Origin of the sequence: Pseudomonas sp. HMSC066A08 (genome assembly GCF_001813025.1) — a bacterium.
Lineage (GTDB): Bacteria > Pseudomonadota > Gammaproteobacteria > Pseudomonadales > Pseudomonadaceae > Pseudomonas > Pseudomonas aeruginosa.
Genome location: NZ_KV811299.1, coordinates 383,408 through 397,971 on the forward strand (window position 1 = coordinate 383,408; position 14,564 = coordinate 397,971).

A 14,564-nucleotide genomic window follows, 5' to 3' on the forward strand; every position below is an offset into this window, starting at 1 on the left:
GACCTGTTGTGCCGGGACGGGCGAGGGTTCATAAAGGGTTACAGACAACGCCTGCGTGCGCGGGCGCTTGTGTAGTACTTTTGGCCGGAAGGAGTCTGGCCGTCGTGTGAAGCGGTTTCCAGGACGGAGCCGGCTTCAGAGGGTAGTCAATTGAACGACATGGCAAAGAATCTGATTCTGTGGCTGATCATCGCGGCGGTACTGGTGACCGTGATGAACAATTTCTCGAGCCCGAGCGAGCCACAGACGCTGAACTACTCGGACTTCATCCAGCAGGTCAAGGATGGCAAGGTCGAGCGAGTGACCGTGGATGGCTATGTCATCACCGGCAAGCGTAGCGACGGCGATACCTTCAAGACCATCCGCCCGGCGATCCAGGACAACGGCCTGATCGGCGACCTGGTCAACAACAATGTCGTGGTCGAGGGCAAGCAGCCCGAACAGCAGAGCATCTGGACCCAGTTGCTGGTCGCCAGCTTCCCGATCCTGGTGATCATCGCCGTCTTCATGTTCTTCATGCGCCAGATGCAGGGCGGCGGCGGCGGTCGCGGCGGCCCGATGAGCTTCGGCAAGAGCAAAGCGCGCCTGCTGTCCGAGGACCAGGTCAAGACCACCTTCGCTGACGTCGCCGGCTGCGACGAGGCCAAGGAGGAGGTCAGCGAACTGGTCGAGTTCCTTCGCGATCCGGGCAAGTTCCAGCGCCTGGGCGGCCGCATCCCGCGCGGCGTGCTGATGGTCGGCCCGCCCGGCACCGGCAAGACCCTGCTGGCCAAGGCCATCGCCGGCGAGGCCAAGGTACCGTTCTTCACCATTTCCGGTTCCGACTTCGTCGAGATGTTCGTCGGCGTGGGCGCCTCCCGCGTCCGCGACATGTTCGACCAGGCCAAGAAGCACGCGCCGTGCATCATCTTCATCGACGAGATCGACGCCGTCGGCCGCCATCGCGGCGCCGGCCTGGGCGGCGGTCACGACGAGCGCGAGCAGACCCTCAACCAACTGCTGGTGGAGATGGATGGCTTCGAGATGAACGATGGCATCATCGTTATCGCTGCCACCAACCGTCCGGACGTTCTGGACCCGGCGCTGCTGCGTCCGGGCCGCTTCGACCGCCAGGTGGTGGTCGGCTTGCCGGATATCCGCGGGCGCGAACAGATCCTCAAGGTGCACATGCGCAAGGTGCCGCTGGGCGACCATGTCGACCCTGCCGTCATCGCCCGCGGTACGCCCGGTTTCTCCGGCGCCGACCTGGCCAACCTGGTCAACGAGGCCTCGCTGTTCGCCGCGCGCTCCAACAAGCGCATCGTCGACATGCGTGAGTTCGAGCTGGCCAAGGACAAGATCATGATGGGCGCCGAGCGCAAGACCATGGTCATGTCCGAGAAGGAGAAGCGCAACACCGCCTACCACGAGGCCGGCCACGCCATCGTCGGTCGCCTGGTGCCGGAGCATGACCCGGTCTACAAGGTGTCCATCATTCCGCGTGGACGTGCCTTGGGCGTGACCATGTTCCTCCCCGAGGAGGATCGCTACAGCCTGTCCAAGCGCGCGCTGGAAAGCCAGATCTGCTCGCTGTTCGGCGGCCGTATCGCGGAAGAGATGACCCTCGGCTTCGAAGGCGTCACCACTGGCGCCTCCAACGACATCATGCGTGCTACCCAGTTGGCGCGGAACATGGTGACCAAGTGGGGGCTGTCCGAGAAGCTCGGTCCGCTGATGTACGCGGAGGAGGAGGGCGAGGTGTTCCTCGGCCGTAGCGCCGGCAGCCAGCACGCCAATGTGTCGGGCGAGACTGCCAAGATGATCGACCAGGAAGTACGGCGCATCATCGACGACTGCTACGGTACCGCCAAGCGACTGCTCGACGAGAATCGCGACAAGCTGGAGATGATGGCCGACGCACTGATGAAGTACGAGACCATCGACTCCGACCAGATCGACGACATCATGGCCGGTCGCGTGCCGCGCGAGCCGCGTGACTGGCAGGGTGGTTCGGGTACCGGCACCCCGCCGGCCAACCTGGAAGAGTCGGGCCGCCGCGAGAACACCCCTCCCATCGGTGGGCCGGCCGGCGAGCACTGAGAGCCCTGAATGAGCAATCCGCAATACCCGACCCGACTGCCTTGCGGCAGTCGGGTTCTTGATTTGGCCCGCCCACATGTCATGGGCATCCTCAATGTCACCCCCGATTCCTTTTCCGACGGCGGCCGTTACGACCGGCTCGACGATGCCCTGCGGCATGCCGAGCGCATGGTGCGGGAAGGCGCAACGCTCATCGACGTCGGCGGCGAGTCGACCCGTCCCGGTGCGCGCAGCGTTTCTCCGACGGAGGAGTTGGAGCGGGTCGCTCCGGTAGTCGAACGCATCGCCCGCGAGTTGGACGTCGTGATTTCGGTGGATACCTCCACGCCTGCGGTCATGCGCGAAACTGCGCGTCTCGGAGCGGGTCTGATCAACGACGTCCGTTCGCTGCAGCGCGACGGTGCGCTGGATGCTGCGGTGGATAGCGGCCTGGCGGTCTGCCTCATGCACATGCGTGGAGAACCGCAGACCATGCAGGATGCGCCTGCCTACCAGGATGTGGTGGCGGAAGTCGGCGCGTTCCTGCAGGAGCGTGTGGAGGCCTGCGTGGCGGCCGGAATCGACCGCGAGCGGCTGTTACTGGATCCGGGTTTCGGTTTTGCCAAGACACTGGAGCACAACCTGGTGCTGTTCAGGCATCTGCAGGCACTCCATGGCCTGGGCCTGCCGTTGTTGGTCGGCGTTTCGCGCAAGAGCATGATCGGCAAGGTACTGGGGCGGGAGGTGGACGAACGCCTCTACGGCAGTCTCGCGCTGGCGGCCCTGGCGCTGGCCAAGGGCGCACGGATAATTCGAGTGCATGACGTGGCGGCGACCGTCGACGTGATGCGAATGATCTCCGCCGTTGAAATGGCGGATTGAGCACGGAAGACAAAAGATGAGCAGAAAATACTTCGGGACTGACGGTATCCGTGGTCGCGTCGGCGAGTTTCCGATTACTCCGGACTTCGTTCTCAAACTGGGCTGGGCGGTGGGCATGGCCTTCCGCCGGCAGGGCAACTGCCGGGTCCTGATCGGCAAGGACACGCGCAGCTCGGGTTACATGTTCGAGTCGGCCTTCGAGGCCGGGCTCTCCGCTTCCGGCGCCGATACCCTGTTGCTGGGACCGATGCCTACCCCCGGCATCGCCTACCTGACGCGGACTTTCCACGCCGAGGCCGGGGTGGTGATCAGCGCTTCGCACAATCCCCACGACGACAACGGCATCAAGTTCTTCTCCGGGCAGGGGACCAAGCTCCCGGACGACGTCGAGCTGATGATCGAGGAGCTGCTCGATGCGCCGATGACCGTGGTGGAGTCCGCCCGTCTCGGCAAGGTTTCGCGGATCAATGACGCGGCGGGGCGCTACATCGAATTCTGCAAGAGCAGCGTGCCGACCAGCACCGACTTCAACGGTCTCAAGGTCGTGCTCGACTGCGCCAACGGCGCTACCTACAAGATCGCTCCCAGCGTCTTCCGGGAACTGGGCGCGGAAGTGACGGTGCTGGCGGCCAGCCCGAATGGCCTGAACATCAACGACAAGTGCGGCTCCACTCACCTGGATGGCCTGCAGGCTGCGGTGGTCGAGCACCATGCTGATCTCGGCATCGCCTTCGACGGCGACGGCGACCGGGTGATGATGGTCGACCATACCGGTGCGGTCGTGGATGGCGACGAACTGCTTTTCCTCATCGCGCGCGACCTGCAGGAAAGCGGGCGCCTGCAAGGTGGTGTGGTCGGCACCCTGATGAGCAACCTCGGCCTGGAGCTGGCTTTGCAGGAACTGCATATCCCGTTCGTGCGGGCGAAGGTCGGCGATCGCTATGTGATGGCCGAACTACTGGCTCGGAACTGGATGCTGGGAGGGGAGAATTCGGGGCATATCGTCTGCTGCCAGAACACCACGACGGGCGATGCCATCATCGCGGCGCTACAGGTGCTGATGGCGCTCAAGCATCGCGGCCAGACCCTGGCCGAGGCGCGCCAGGGGATTCGCAAGTGCCCCCAGGTGCTGATCAATGTGCGCTTCAAGGGCGAAAACGATCCGCTCGAGCACCCCTCGGTGAAGGAGGCCAGCGTCCGCGTCACCGAGCAAATGGGCGGGCGCGGTCGTGTCCTGCTGCGCAAATCCGGCACAGAGCCGTTGGTCCGGGTGATGGTCGAGGGTGACGAGGAAGCTAGCGTTCGTGCCCACGCCGAACAGCTGGCAAAAATTGTTTCTGAGGTATGTGCTTGATTTTGCTTGCCAGTCTGGAAACTGTTGAGTAACATCTGCGCCCACTTTGCCCCGCGAGGTACAGCATGCGTCGACCCTTGGTGGCCGGTAACTGGAAAATGCACGGTACGCATTCCAGTGTGGCCGAGTTGATCAAAGGCTTGCGTCAGCTGGCGTTGCCGAGCGGAGTCGATGTAGCTGTGATGCCGCCTTGCTTGTTCATCAGCCAGGTCATCCAGGGCCTGGCCGGCAAGGCGATCGATGTAGGTGCGCAGAACAGCGCCGTCGAGCCGATGCAAGGCGCGCTGACCGGTGAGACTGCTCCCAGTCAGTTGGCGGATGTCGGTTGTAGCATGGTCCTTGTGGGCCACTCGGAGCGTCGCCTGATTCTCGGCGAGAGTGACGAGGTTGTGAGTCGCAAGTTTGCCGCGGCTCAGTCGTGCGGCCTGGTGCCGGTGCTGTGTGTCGGGGAGACCCGGGCGGAGCGCGAGGCGGGCAAGACGCTGGAGGTTGTCGCAAGGCAGCTGGGAAGCGTGATCGACGAGTTGGGTGTTGGAGCTTTTGCTCGCGCAGTCGTGGCTTACGAGCCAGTCTGGGCGATCGGGACCGGATTGACCGCGTCCCCCGCGCAAGCCCAGGAAGTGCACGCGGCGATCCGCGCGCAACTGGCAGCGGAAAATGCCGAGGTCGCAAAAGGTGTGCGACTCCTTTACGGCGGCAGTGTAAAGGCGGCAAGTGCAGCCGAGTTGTTCGGCATGCCGGATATCGATGGGGGGCTGGTAGGTGGAGCCTCCCTCAATGCGGATGAGTTCGGCGCGATCTGTCGTGCCGCGGGAAGCTGAAGATGCTGGAAAAGGTCGTAATTGTCGTGCACCTGCTGATGGCATTGGGTCTTGTTGGCCTGATCCTCGTTCAGCATGGCAAGGGTGCGGATGCAGGGGCTTCTTTCGGTGCAGGTGCTTCGGCAACTGTTTTCGGAAGCCAAGGTTCCGCTACCTTTTTGAGTCGGATTACTGGTATACTGGCAGCGGTTTTTTTCTTGACCAGCCTTGGCTTAGCGTACTTCGCTAAAGAAAAGTCTGATGCTCTGCAACACATCGGGCTGCCGGATCCGGCAGTTCTGGAGCAGAAGCAAGAGAAAGCACCGGCCGCTGACGATGTGCCGGTTCTTCAGGAGCAGTCGAAGCCTGCGGAAAGTGCAGGCGATGTACCGGCGGCTCCTGAACAGAAGTAAGAGAAAGGTTTCTGCCGAGGTGGTGGAATTGGTAGACACGCTACCTTGAGGTGGTAGTGGCCATAGGCTGTAGGGGTTCGAGTCCCCTCCTCGGTACCATATAAGCAAGCCCCGTCCCGCGGGGTTTGTCTCCGCAAGGTTCGGTTGACCCGCCAGGGTGTCGGTCGTATAATCTTGCACCAGCTTTGACGCGGGGTGGAGCAGTCTGGTAGCTCGTCGGGCTCATAACCCGAAGGTCGTTGGTTCAAATCCAGCCCCCGCAACCAGTTTTTCAGGGCCCCTTTTTAGGGGCTTTTTGTTAGCTGGACAGTCCATGCCACGGTTCCGAGTGGCAATTTAGGGATGGGCGTTTCGCCCATTTTTTGTTTCTACGACATACGCGAGGCGATCAGGTGTCGAGCAAGCTAGAACAGTTGCAGGCCTTGCTGGCCCCTGTGGTCGAGGCGCTCGGCTATGAGTGCTGGGGCGTCGAGTTCATTTCCCAGGGTCGTCATTCGGTGTTGCGCGTCTATATCGACCGCCCCGAAGGCATCCTCATCGATGACTGTGAAGCCGTCAGTCGGCAGGTCAGCGGTATTCTCGACGTCGAAGACCCGATCAGCGGCGAGTACACCCTGGAGGTGTCCTCTCCGGGCATGGATCGGCCGCTGTTCACCCTCGAACAGTTCGCCAAGCATGCCGGCGAGCAAGTGAAGATCAGGCTGCGTTCGCCCTATGAGGGGCGGCGTAACTACCAAGGCATTCTCCGTGGTGTGGAGGAGCAGGATGTGGTGGTCCTGGTGGACGATCACGAGTACCTGCTGCCGATCGATTCGATCGACAAGGCCAACATCATTCCCCGTTTTGATTGAGACGCGAATCCGCGGATCCAATGGATTGAAAGGCGAGGCGTACAATGAGCAAAGAAGTACTGCTGGTTGTTGAGTCGGTATCCAACGAAAAGGGCGTACCGGCCGGCGTGATTTTCGAGGCGCTGGAGCTGGCTCTGGCGACCGCCACCAAGAAACGTTTCGAGGACGAGGTCGACCTGCGCGTCGAGATCAATCGTCATAACGGCAGCTACGAGACTTTCCGTCGTTGGCACGTCGTCGCCGACGAGGACTACCAGGACCCCGCCACCGAGATCACCGTCGAGGACGTCCAGGAGCAGAAGCCGGGCGCGAAGGTCGGCGAGGTCATCGAAGAAAAGATCGAATCCATCGAGTTCGGCCGCATCGCTGCGCAGACCGCCAAGCAGGTCATCGTGCAGAAGGTCCGCGAGGCCGAGCGCGCCCAGGTGGTCGATGCCTACCGCGAGAAGGTCGGCGAGATCATTTCCGGTACCGTGAAGAAGGTCACCCGCGACAACGTCATCGTCGATCTCGGCAACAACGCCGAGGCGCTGCTGGCCCGCGACCAGATCATTCCGCGCGAGACCTTCCGCGTTGGCACCCGCGTGCGTGCCCTGCTGAAGGAGATCCGTACCGAGAACCGCGGTCCTCAGCTGGTCCTGTCGCGTACCGCGCCGGAAATGTTGATCGAGCTGTTCCGCATCGAAGTACCGGAAATCGCCGAGCAGTTGATCGACGTGATGGCCGCCGCCCGTGACCCGGGCTCGCGCGCCAAGATCGCCGTTCGTTCCAAGGACAAGCGCATCGACCCGCAGGGCGCCTGCATCGGCATGCGCGGTTCGCGCGTCCAGGCGGTATCCGGCGAGATCGGTGGAGAGCGGGTGGACATCGTCCTCTGGGACGACAACCCGGCGCAATTCGTGATCAACGCCATGGCTCCGGCCGAGGTGGCGGCGATCATCGTCGACGAGGATACCCATACCATGGATATCGCCGTCGCCGAGGACAATCTGGCGCAGGCTATCGGCCGCAGTGGCCAGAACGTCCGTCTGGCCAGCCAGTTGACCGGCTGGACCCTGAATGTGATGACCGAGGCGGATATCCAGGCCAAGCAACAGGCCGAGACCGGGGATATCCTGCAGCGCTTCGTCGACGAGCTGGATGTCGACGAGGAACTGGCCCAGGTACTGGTGGAAGAGGGCTTCACGACTCTTGAGGAAATCGCCTACGTACCGATGGAAGAGATGCTCAGCATCGATGGCTTCGACGAAGACATCGTCAACGAGCTGCGCTCCCGTGCCAAGGATCGCCTGCTGACCAAGGCCATTGCGACCGAAGAGAAGCTCGCCGACGCACAACCGGCAGAAGACCTGCTCAGCCTCGATGGCATGAGCAAGGAGCTGGCCCTGGACCTGGCGCTGCGTGGCGTAACCACCCGTGAAGATCTGGCCGAGCAATCGATCGACGATCTGCTCGACATCGACGGCATGGACGAAGAGCGTGCCGGCAAGTTGATCATGGCCGCCCGGGCCCATTGGTTCGAGTAAGCAGTCGCGGCCTGAGGAGAGAAGTGCATGACGCAAGTCACGGTGAAAGAACTGGCCCAGGTGGTCGACACACCGGTGGAGCGCCTGCTGCTGCAGATGCGTGACGCAGGTCTGCCGCACACCAGTGCCGAACAAGTTGTAACGGATAGCGAGAAGCAAGCCCTGCTGACCCACCTGAAAGGCAGCCATGGCGATCGCGCCAGCGAACCGCGCAAGATCACCCTGCAACGCAAGACCACTACCACGCTGAAAGTGGGTGGCAGCAAGACGGTGAGCGTCGAAGTTCGCAAGAAGAAAACCTATGTCAAGCGCAGCCCCGACGAGATCGAGGCCGAGCGCCAGCGCGAGCTCGAGGAGCAGCGTGCGGCGGAAGAGGCGGAGCGCCTGAAGGCCGAAGAGGCCGCTGCCCGCCAGCGTGCCGAAGAGGAAGCGCGCAAGGCCGAGGAAGCTGCGCGTGCCAAGGCCGCCCAGGAAGCAGCGGCTACTGCCGGTGGCGAGCCTGCCGTGGTGGCGGATGTCGCGGCTGCCGAGCCGGTGGCCAAGCCTGCCGCCGCGGAAGAACGCAAGAAGGAAGAGCCGCGCCGCGCGCCCAAGCGTGACGAGGACGACGACCGCCGCGACCGCAAGCACACCCAGCACCGTCCCTCGGTCAAGGAGAAGGAAAAGGTTCCTGCTCCGCGCGTGGCTCCACGCAGCACCGACGAGGAAAGCGATGGCTACCGTCGCGGCGGTCGTGGTGGCAAGTCGAAGCTGAAGAAGCGCAACCAGCACGGGTTCCAGAACCCGACAGGACCGATCGTGCGTGAAGTGAACATCGGTGAGACCATCACCGTAGCCGAGTTGGCCGCCCAGATGTCGGTCAAGGGCGCCGAAGTCGTCAAGTTCATGTTCAAGATGGGCTCCCCGGTGACCATCAACCAGGTCCTGGACCAGGAGACCGCCCAACTGGTCGCCGAAGAGCTGGGCCACAAGGTCAAGCTGGTCAGCGAGAACGCGCTGGAAGAACAACTGGCCGAGTCCCTGAAGTTCGAGGGCGAGGCGGTCACCCGCGCGCCGGTCGTCACCGTCATGGGCCACGTCGACCACGGCAAGACCTCGCTGCTCGACTACATCCGTCGCGCCAAGGTCGCCGCGGGCGAAGCCGGCGGCATCACCCAGCATATCGGTGCCTACCACGTCGAAACCGAGCGTGGCATGGTGACCTTCCTGGATACCCCCGGCCACGCCGCGTTCACCGCGATGCGTGCCCGTGGCGCCCAGGCGACCGACATCGTGATCCTGGTGGTCGCGGCCGACGACGGCGTCATGCCGCAGACCCAGGAAGCCGTGCAGCATGCGAAAGCGGCGGGCGTGCCGATCGTGGTCGCGGTGAACAAGATCGACAAGCCCGAGGCCAACCCGGACAACATCAAGAACGGCCTGGCCGCTCTCGACGTGATCCCGGAAGAGTGGGGCGGCGACGCTCCCTTCGTCCCGGTTTCGGCAAAGCTCGGTACTGGCGTCGATGAACTGCTCGAAGCGGTCCTGCTGCAGGCAGAAGTGCTCGAACTGAAAGCCACTCCGTCGGCCCCGGGCCGTGGCGTGGTGGTCGAGTCGCGCCTGGACAAGGGACGCGGCCCGGTGGCCACCGTGCTGGTCCAGGACGGTACCCTGCGCCAGGGCGACATGGTGCTGGTCGGCATCAACTACGGTCGTGTCCGCGCCATGCTCGACGAGAACGGCAAGCCGATCAAGGAAGCCGGCCCGTCGATCCCGGTCGAGATCCTCGGCCTGGACGGTACGCCGGATGCCGGTGACGAGATGACCGTGGTCGCCGACGAGAAGAAGGCCCGCGAAGTCGCCCTGTTCCGTCAAGGCAAGTTCCGTGAGGTGAAACTGGCGCGTGCCCATGCGGGCAAGCTGGAAAACATCTTCGAGAACATGGGCCAGGAAGAGAAGAAGACCCTGAACATCGTCCTCAAGGCCGATGTGCGCGGTTCGCTCGAGGCTCTGCAAGGCTCGCTCAGCGGCCTGGGCAACGACGAAGTGCAGGTCCGCGTGGTCGGTGGCGGCGTCGGTGGCATCACCGAGTCCGACGCCAACCTGGCGCTGGCTTCCAACGCGGTGCTGTTCGGCTTCAACGTGCGTGCCGACGCCGGCGCGCGCAAGATCGTCGAAGCCGAAGGTCTGGATATGCGTTACTACAACGTGATCTACGACATCATCGAGGACGTCAAGAAGGCCCTGACCGGCATGCTCGGCAGCGACCTGCGGGAGAACATCCTGGGCATCGCCGAGGTGCGCGACGTGTTCCGCTCGCCGAAGTTCGGCGCGATCGCCGGCTGCATGGTCACCGAGGGCATGGTGCACCGCAACCGTCCGATCCGCGTGCTGCGCGACGACGTGGTCATCTTCGAAGGCGAGCTGGAGTCTCTCCGTCGCTTCAAGGACGACGTCGCCGAAGTGCGTGCCGGCATGGAGTGCGGCATCGGCGTGAAGAGCTACAACGACGTCAAGGTCGGCGACAAGATCGAAGTGTTCGAGAAGGTCGAAGTCGCACGCAGCCTTTGATGGCGAGTGCGTAACCACAGCGCCCGGGCCGGCTTCCAGCTGTCCCGGGCGTTTGTCGCTTTTTTTTCCAGTGACCGGGTGTCGCTGGAGGCAGGTTGAAAAATGGCAAAAGACTACAGCCGTACCCAGCGTATCGGCGATCAGATGCAACGCGAACTGGCTCAACTGATCCAGCGCGAGATCAAGGACCCGCGCCTGGGCCTGGTCACCATCACCGGTGTCGAGGTCAGCCGCGACGTGGCGCACGCCAAGGTGTTCATCACCGTCATGGGCCAGGACGATGCCGGCAAGATCGCCCTGAACATGGAAATCCTCAACGATGCCGCCGGCTACCTGCGCATGCTGCTGGGCAAGTCGATGAAGCTGCGCAGCGTGCCGCAACTGCATTTCCACTACGACGAAAGCATCCGCCGCGGCGCCGAGCTGTCCGCGCTGATCGAACGTGCGGTGGCCGAAGACGGCCGCCGCCACGGCGCCGAGACCGAGGACTGAGCGTGGCCCAGGTGAAGCGTATCCGCCGCTCCATCAGCGGCATCCTGGTGCTCGACAAGCCGCGCGGCATGAGTTCCAACCAGGCACTGCAGAAGGTCCGCTGGCTGCTCAATGCCGAGAAGGCCGGCCACACCGGCAGCCTCGACCCGCTGGCCACCGGGGTGCTGCCGCTGTGCTTCGGCGAGGCGACCAAGTTCTCCCAGTATCTTCTCGATGCCGACAAGGGTTACGAGACGGTGATGCGCATGGGCATCACCACCACCACCGGCGACGCCGAGGGCGAACTGCTCGCCGAGCGGGACGTGACCGTCGGTCGGGACGATCTCGAACAGGCCCTGCCGCGCTTCCGTGGCGACATAGAGCAGGTGCCGCCGATGTACTCGGCGCTGAAGAAAGACGGACAGCCGCTGTACAAGCTCGCCCGTGCAGGAGAGGTAGTGGAGCGCGAGGCGCGTTCTGTTACTATTACGCGCCTGGATTTGCTCTCCTTCGAGCCGCCCTGTGCGACCCTGGCCGTTTCCTGCAGCAAAGGCACCTACGTGCGTACGCTGGTGGAAGATCTCGGCCAGGTCCTGGGCTGCGGCGCGCACGTCGCGGCACTGCGGCGGACCCAGGCCGGGCCGTTCGCCCTGGCCCAGGCGATCACCCTCGAGACGCTCGAACGCGTGCATGCCGAAGGTGGTCCGGAAGCGCTGGACCAATTCCTGATGCCGGAAGACAGCGGCCTGTTGCATTGGCCGGTGTTGCAGTTGTCCGAGCACAGTGCGTACTACTGGCTGCACGGGCAGCCGGTGCGGGCCCCGGAAGCGCCGAAGTTCGGCTGGTTGCGGGTGCAGGATCACACAGGTCGTTTCATCGGTATCGGTGAAGTGACCGACGACGGGCGTATCGCCCCGCGTCGACTGATTCGGTCATAAGACCGATACGAGGGTGGCTGTCAGCAGGCACGGTCATTCCTCCTTTTAAAACACGGGAAGCGATTCCCGGCCTGTTCACTCAGAGGAAGCCCATCATGGCACTGAGCGTTGAAGAAAAAGCGCAGATCGTTAACGAATACAAGCAAGCTGAAGGCGACACCGGTTCCCCGGAAGTGCAGGTAGCCCTGCTGTCCGCCAACATCAACAAGCTGCAGGATCACTTCAAGGCCAACGGCAAGGATCACCATTCCCGCCGTGGTCTGATCCGTATGGTTAACCAGCGCCGTAAGCTGCTGGACTACCTGAAGGGCAAAGACGTGTCTCGCTACACTGCCCTGATCGGCCGTCTGGGTCTGCGTCGCTAAGCGACGCCGGTCGGCAGCTTGAAGCAAGGAGCTGGAAGTCTGGCGTCGATACCCGCACACGAGGCGGGTATCGGCGTCGGGCTTCCAGCTTCGCGCTTTCTAGGAATCGATTCGGGTCCGACTCCCGGCATTCCACCGATTTCCCCCAAGGCAACATAGAAGGTAAAGACACCGTGAACCCGGTAACCAAGCAATTCCAGTTCGGTCAGTCGACCGTCACTCTCGAGACCGGCCGTATCGCTCGCCAGGCCACCGGCGCCGTACTGGTCACCATGGACGACGTCAGCGTGCTGGTCACCGTGGTCGGCGCCAAGTCGCCGGCCGAAGGCCGCGACTTCTTCCCGCTGTCCGTGCACTACCAGGAAAAGACCTACGCCGCAGGCCGTATCCCCGGCGGTTTCTTCAAGCGTGAAGGACGTCCTTCCGAGAAGGAAACCCTGACCTCGCGCCTGATCGACCGTCCGATCCGTCCGCTGTTCCCCGAAGGTTTCATGAATGAAGTGCAGGTCGTCTGCACCGTCGTCTCCACCAACAAGAAGTCCGATCCGGACATCGCCGCGATGATCGGCACCTCCGCCGCCCTGGCGATCTCCGGCATTCCGTTCGCCGGCCCGATCGGCGCCGCCCGCGTCGGTTTCCATCCGGAAATCGGCTACATCCTCAACCCCACCTACGAGCAACTGCAGAGTTCCAGCCTCGACATGGTCGTGGCCGGTACCGAAGACGCCGTGCTGATGGTGGAGTCCGAGGCCGACGAACTGACCGAAGACCAGATGCTCGGTGCCGTGCTGTTCGCCCACGACGAGTTCCAGGCGGTGATCCGTGCCGTCAAGGAGCTGGCCGCCGAAGCCGGCAAGCCGGCCTGGGACTGGAAAGCCCCGGCGGAAAACACCGTGCTGGTCAACGCCATCAAGGCAGAGCTGGGCGAAGCGATCTCCCAGGCCTATACCATCACCATCAAGCAGGACCGCTACAACCGTCTGGGCGAGCTGCGCGACCAGGCCGTGGCCCTGTTCGCCGGCGAGGAAGAGGGCAAGTTCCCGGCTTCCGAGGTCAAGGACGTATTCGGCCTGCTGGAATACCGCACCGTTCGCGAGAACATCGTCAATGGCAAGCCGCGTATCGACGGTCGTGACACCCGTACCGTGCGTCCGCTGCGCATCGAAGTCGGCGTGCTCGGCAAGACCCACGGTTCCGCGCTGTTCACCCGTGGCGAAACCCAGGCCCTGGTCGTCGCGACCCTCGGCACCGCGCGCGATGCCCAGCTGCTGGATACCCTGGAAGGCGAGCGCAAGGACGCCTTCATGCTGCACTACAACTTCCCGCCGTTCTCGGTAGGCGAGTGCGGCCGCATGGGCAGCCCGGGTCGTCGTGAAATCGGCCATGGCCGTCTGGCCCGTCGTGGCGTCGCCGCCATGCTGCCGACCCAGGACGAGTTCCCCTACACCATTCGCGTGGTTTCCGAGATCACCGAGTCCAACGGTTCCAGCTCGATGGCCTCCGTGTGCGGCGCCTCCCTGGCGCTGATGGATGCCGGTGTGCCGGTCAAGGCGCCGGTCGCCGGTATCGCCATGGGCCTGGTCAAGGAAGGCGAGAAGTTCGCCGTCCTGACCGACATCCTCGGTGACGAAGACCACCTGGGCGACATGGACTTCAAGGTTGCCGGTACCGACAAGGGCGTCACCGCCCTGCAGATGGACATCAAGATCAACGGTATCACCGAAGAGATCATGGAGATCGCCCTGGGCCAGGCCCTGGAAGCTCGCCTGAACATCCTCGGCCAGATGAACCAGGTCATCGCCAAGCCGCGCGCCGAGCTGTCCGAGAACGCCCCGACCATGCTGCAGATGAAGATCGACTCGGACAAGATCCGCGACGTCATCGGCAAGGGCGGCGCGACCATCCGTGGTATCTGCGAAGAGACCAAGGCTTCGATCGACATCGAGGACGATGGCAGCGTGAAGATCTACGGCGAAACCAAGGAAGCCGCCGAGGCCGCCAAGCTGCGCGTCCTGGCGATCACCGCGGAAGCCGAGATCGGCAAGATCTACGTCGGCAAGGTGGAGCGCATCGTCGACTTCGGTGCCTTCGTCAACATCCTGCCGGGCAAGGACGGCCTGGTGCATATCTCGCAGATCAGCGACAAGCGCATCGACAAGGTCACCGACGTGCTGCAGGAAGGCCAGGAAGTGAAGGTGCTGGTGCTCGACGTGGACAACCGTGGCCGCATCAAGCTGTCGATCAAGGACGTGGCTGCCGCCGAAGCTTCCGGCGTGTAAGTCGAGTCGTGATCGATGAAAACAGGGCCCTCGGGCCCTGTTTTCGTTTCCGCGACACGCTTCTCGGCGAAGGGGGG

The 14,564-nt window shown here is 63.3% G+C and carries 12 protein-coding genes and 2 tRNA genes; all 14 read left to right on the forward strand.

Going from position 1 to position 14,564, the window contains the following annotated elements; translation table 11 throughout:
- Positions 1 to 159 precede the first annotated feature (159 nt).
- Positions 160 to 2,079, forward strand: a complete 1,920-nt coding sequence (ftsH, locus tag HMPREF2886_RS15555) for an ATP-dependent zinc metalloprotease FtsH (RefSeq protein WP_003095200.1) — start codon at positions 160 to 162, stop codon at positions 2,077 to 2,079.
- 9 nt (positions 2,080 to 2,088) lie between these two features.
- Positions 2,089 to 2,940: a dihydropteroate synthase gene (folP, locus tag HMPREF2886_RS15560; RefSeq protein ID WP_033973747.1), complete on the forward strand. Its 852-nt coding sequence runs from the start codon at positions 2,089 to 2,091 to the stop codon at positions 2,938 to 2,940.
- Positions 2,941 to 2,956: 16 nt separating this feature from the next.
- Positions 2,957 to 4,294 carry a phosphoglucosamine mutase gene (gene glmM / locus HMPREF2886_RS15565; RefSeq protein ID WP_003095196.1) on the forward strand — a complete coding sequence of 446 codons (1,338 nt, stop codon included), beginning with the start codon at positions 2,957 to 2,959 and terminating at the stop codon, positions 4,292 to 4,294.
- A gap of 65 nt (positions 4,295 to 4,359) precedes the next feature.
- Positions 4,360 to 5,115: a triose-phosphate isomerase gene (tpiA, locus tag HMPREF2886_RS15570; RefSeq protein WP_003100513.1), complete on the forward strand. Its 756-nt coding sequence runs from the start codon at positions 4,360 to 4,362 to the stop codon at positions 5,113 to 5,115.
- 2 nt (positions 5,116 to 5,117) lie between these two features.
- The gene (secG, locus tag HMPREF2886_RS15575) at positions 5,118 to 5,507 is read left to right on the forward strand and encodes a preprotein translocase subunit SecG (RefSeq protein ID WP_003095194.1); all 390 of its coding nucleotides are present in this window, start codon (positions 5,118 to 5,120) and stop codon (positions 5,505 to 5,507) included.
- A gap of 13 nt (positions 5,508 to 5,520) precedes the next feature.
- A tRNA-Leu gene (locus HMPREF2886_RS15580) sits at positions 5,521 to 5,606 on the forward strand.
- Positions 5,607 to 5,696: 90 nt separating this feature from the next.
- Positions 5,697 to 5,773: transfer RNA gene (locus HMPREF2886_RS15585), tRNA-Met, on the forward strand.
- 126 nt (positions 5,774 to 5,899) lie between these two features.
- Positions 5,900 to 6,358: a ribosome maturation factor RimP gene (gene rimP, locus HMPREF2886_RS15590; RefSeq protein ID WP_003095193.1), complete on the forward strand. Its 459-nt coding sequence runs from the start codon at positions 5,900 to 5,902 to the stop codon at positions 6,356 to 6,358.
- Between the two features lie 44 nt (positions 6,359 to 6,402).
- Positions 6,403 to 7,884 (forward strand): transcription termination factor NusA, encoded by a 1,482-nt coding sequence (nusA, locus tag HMPREF2886_RS15595; RefSeq protein WP_003095192.1) that lies wholly within the window; start codon positions 6,403 to 6,405, stop codon positions 7,882 to 7,884.
- Positions 7,885 to 7,911: 27 nt separating this feature from the next.
- A complete protein-coding gene (gene infB, locus HMPREF2886_RS15600) occupies positions 7,912 to 10,434 on the forward strand; it encodes a translation initiation factor IF-2 (protein WP_024916748.1) in 2,523 nt (840 codons plus the stop codon).
- A 102-nt stretch (positions 10,435 to 10,536) separates the two neighbouring features.
- Complete coding sequence (rbfA, locus tag HMPREF2886_RS15605) at positions 10,537 to 10,926, forward strand: 30S ribosome-binding factor RbfA (protein WP_033973750.1); 390 nt, start codon at positions 10,537 to 10,539, stop codon at positions 10,924 to 10,926.
- A 2-nt stretch (positions 10,927 to 10,928) separates the two neighbouring features.
- Positions 10,929 to 11,843 carry a tRNA pseudouridine(55) synthase TruB gene (gene truB / locus HMPREF2886_RS15610; RefSeq protein ID WP_003100522.1) on the forward strand — a complete coding sequence of 305 codons (915 nt, stop codon included), beginning with the start codon at positions 10,929 to 10,931 and terminating at the stop codon, positions 11,841 to 11,843.
- Between the two features lie 95 nt (positions 11,844 to 11,938).
- Positions 11,939 to 12,208 carry a 30S ribosomal protein S15 gene (gene rpsO, locus HMPREF2886_RS15615; RefSeq protein ID WP_003095184.1) on the forward strand — a complete coding sequence of 90 codons (270 nt, stop codon included), beginning with the start codon at positions 11,939 to 11,941 and terminating at the stop codon, positions 12,206 to 12,208.
- A 173-nt stretch (positions 12,209 to 12,381) separates the two neighbouring features.
- On the forward strand, positions 12,382 to 14,487 hold the full coding sequence (gene pnp / locus HMPREF2886_RS15620) for a polyribonucleotide nucleotidyltransferase (RefSeq protein WP_003095181.1): 2,106 nt from the start codon (positions 12,382 to 12,384) through the stop codon (positions 14,485 to 14,487).
- The last annotated feature ends 77 nt before the right edge of the window (positions 14,488 to 14,564 follow it).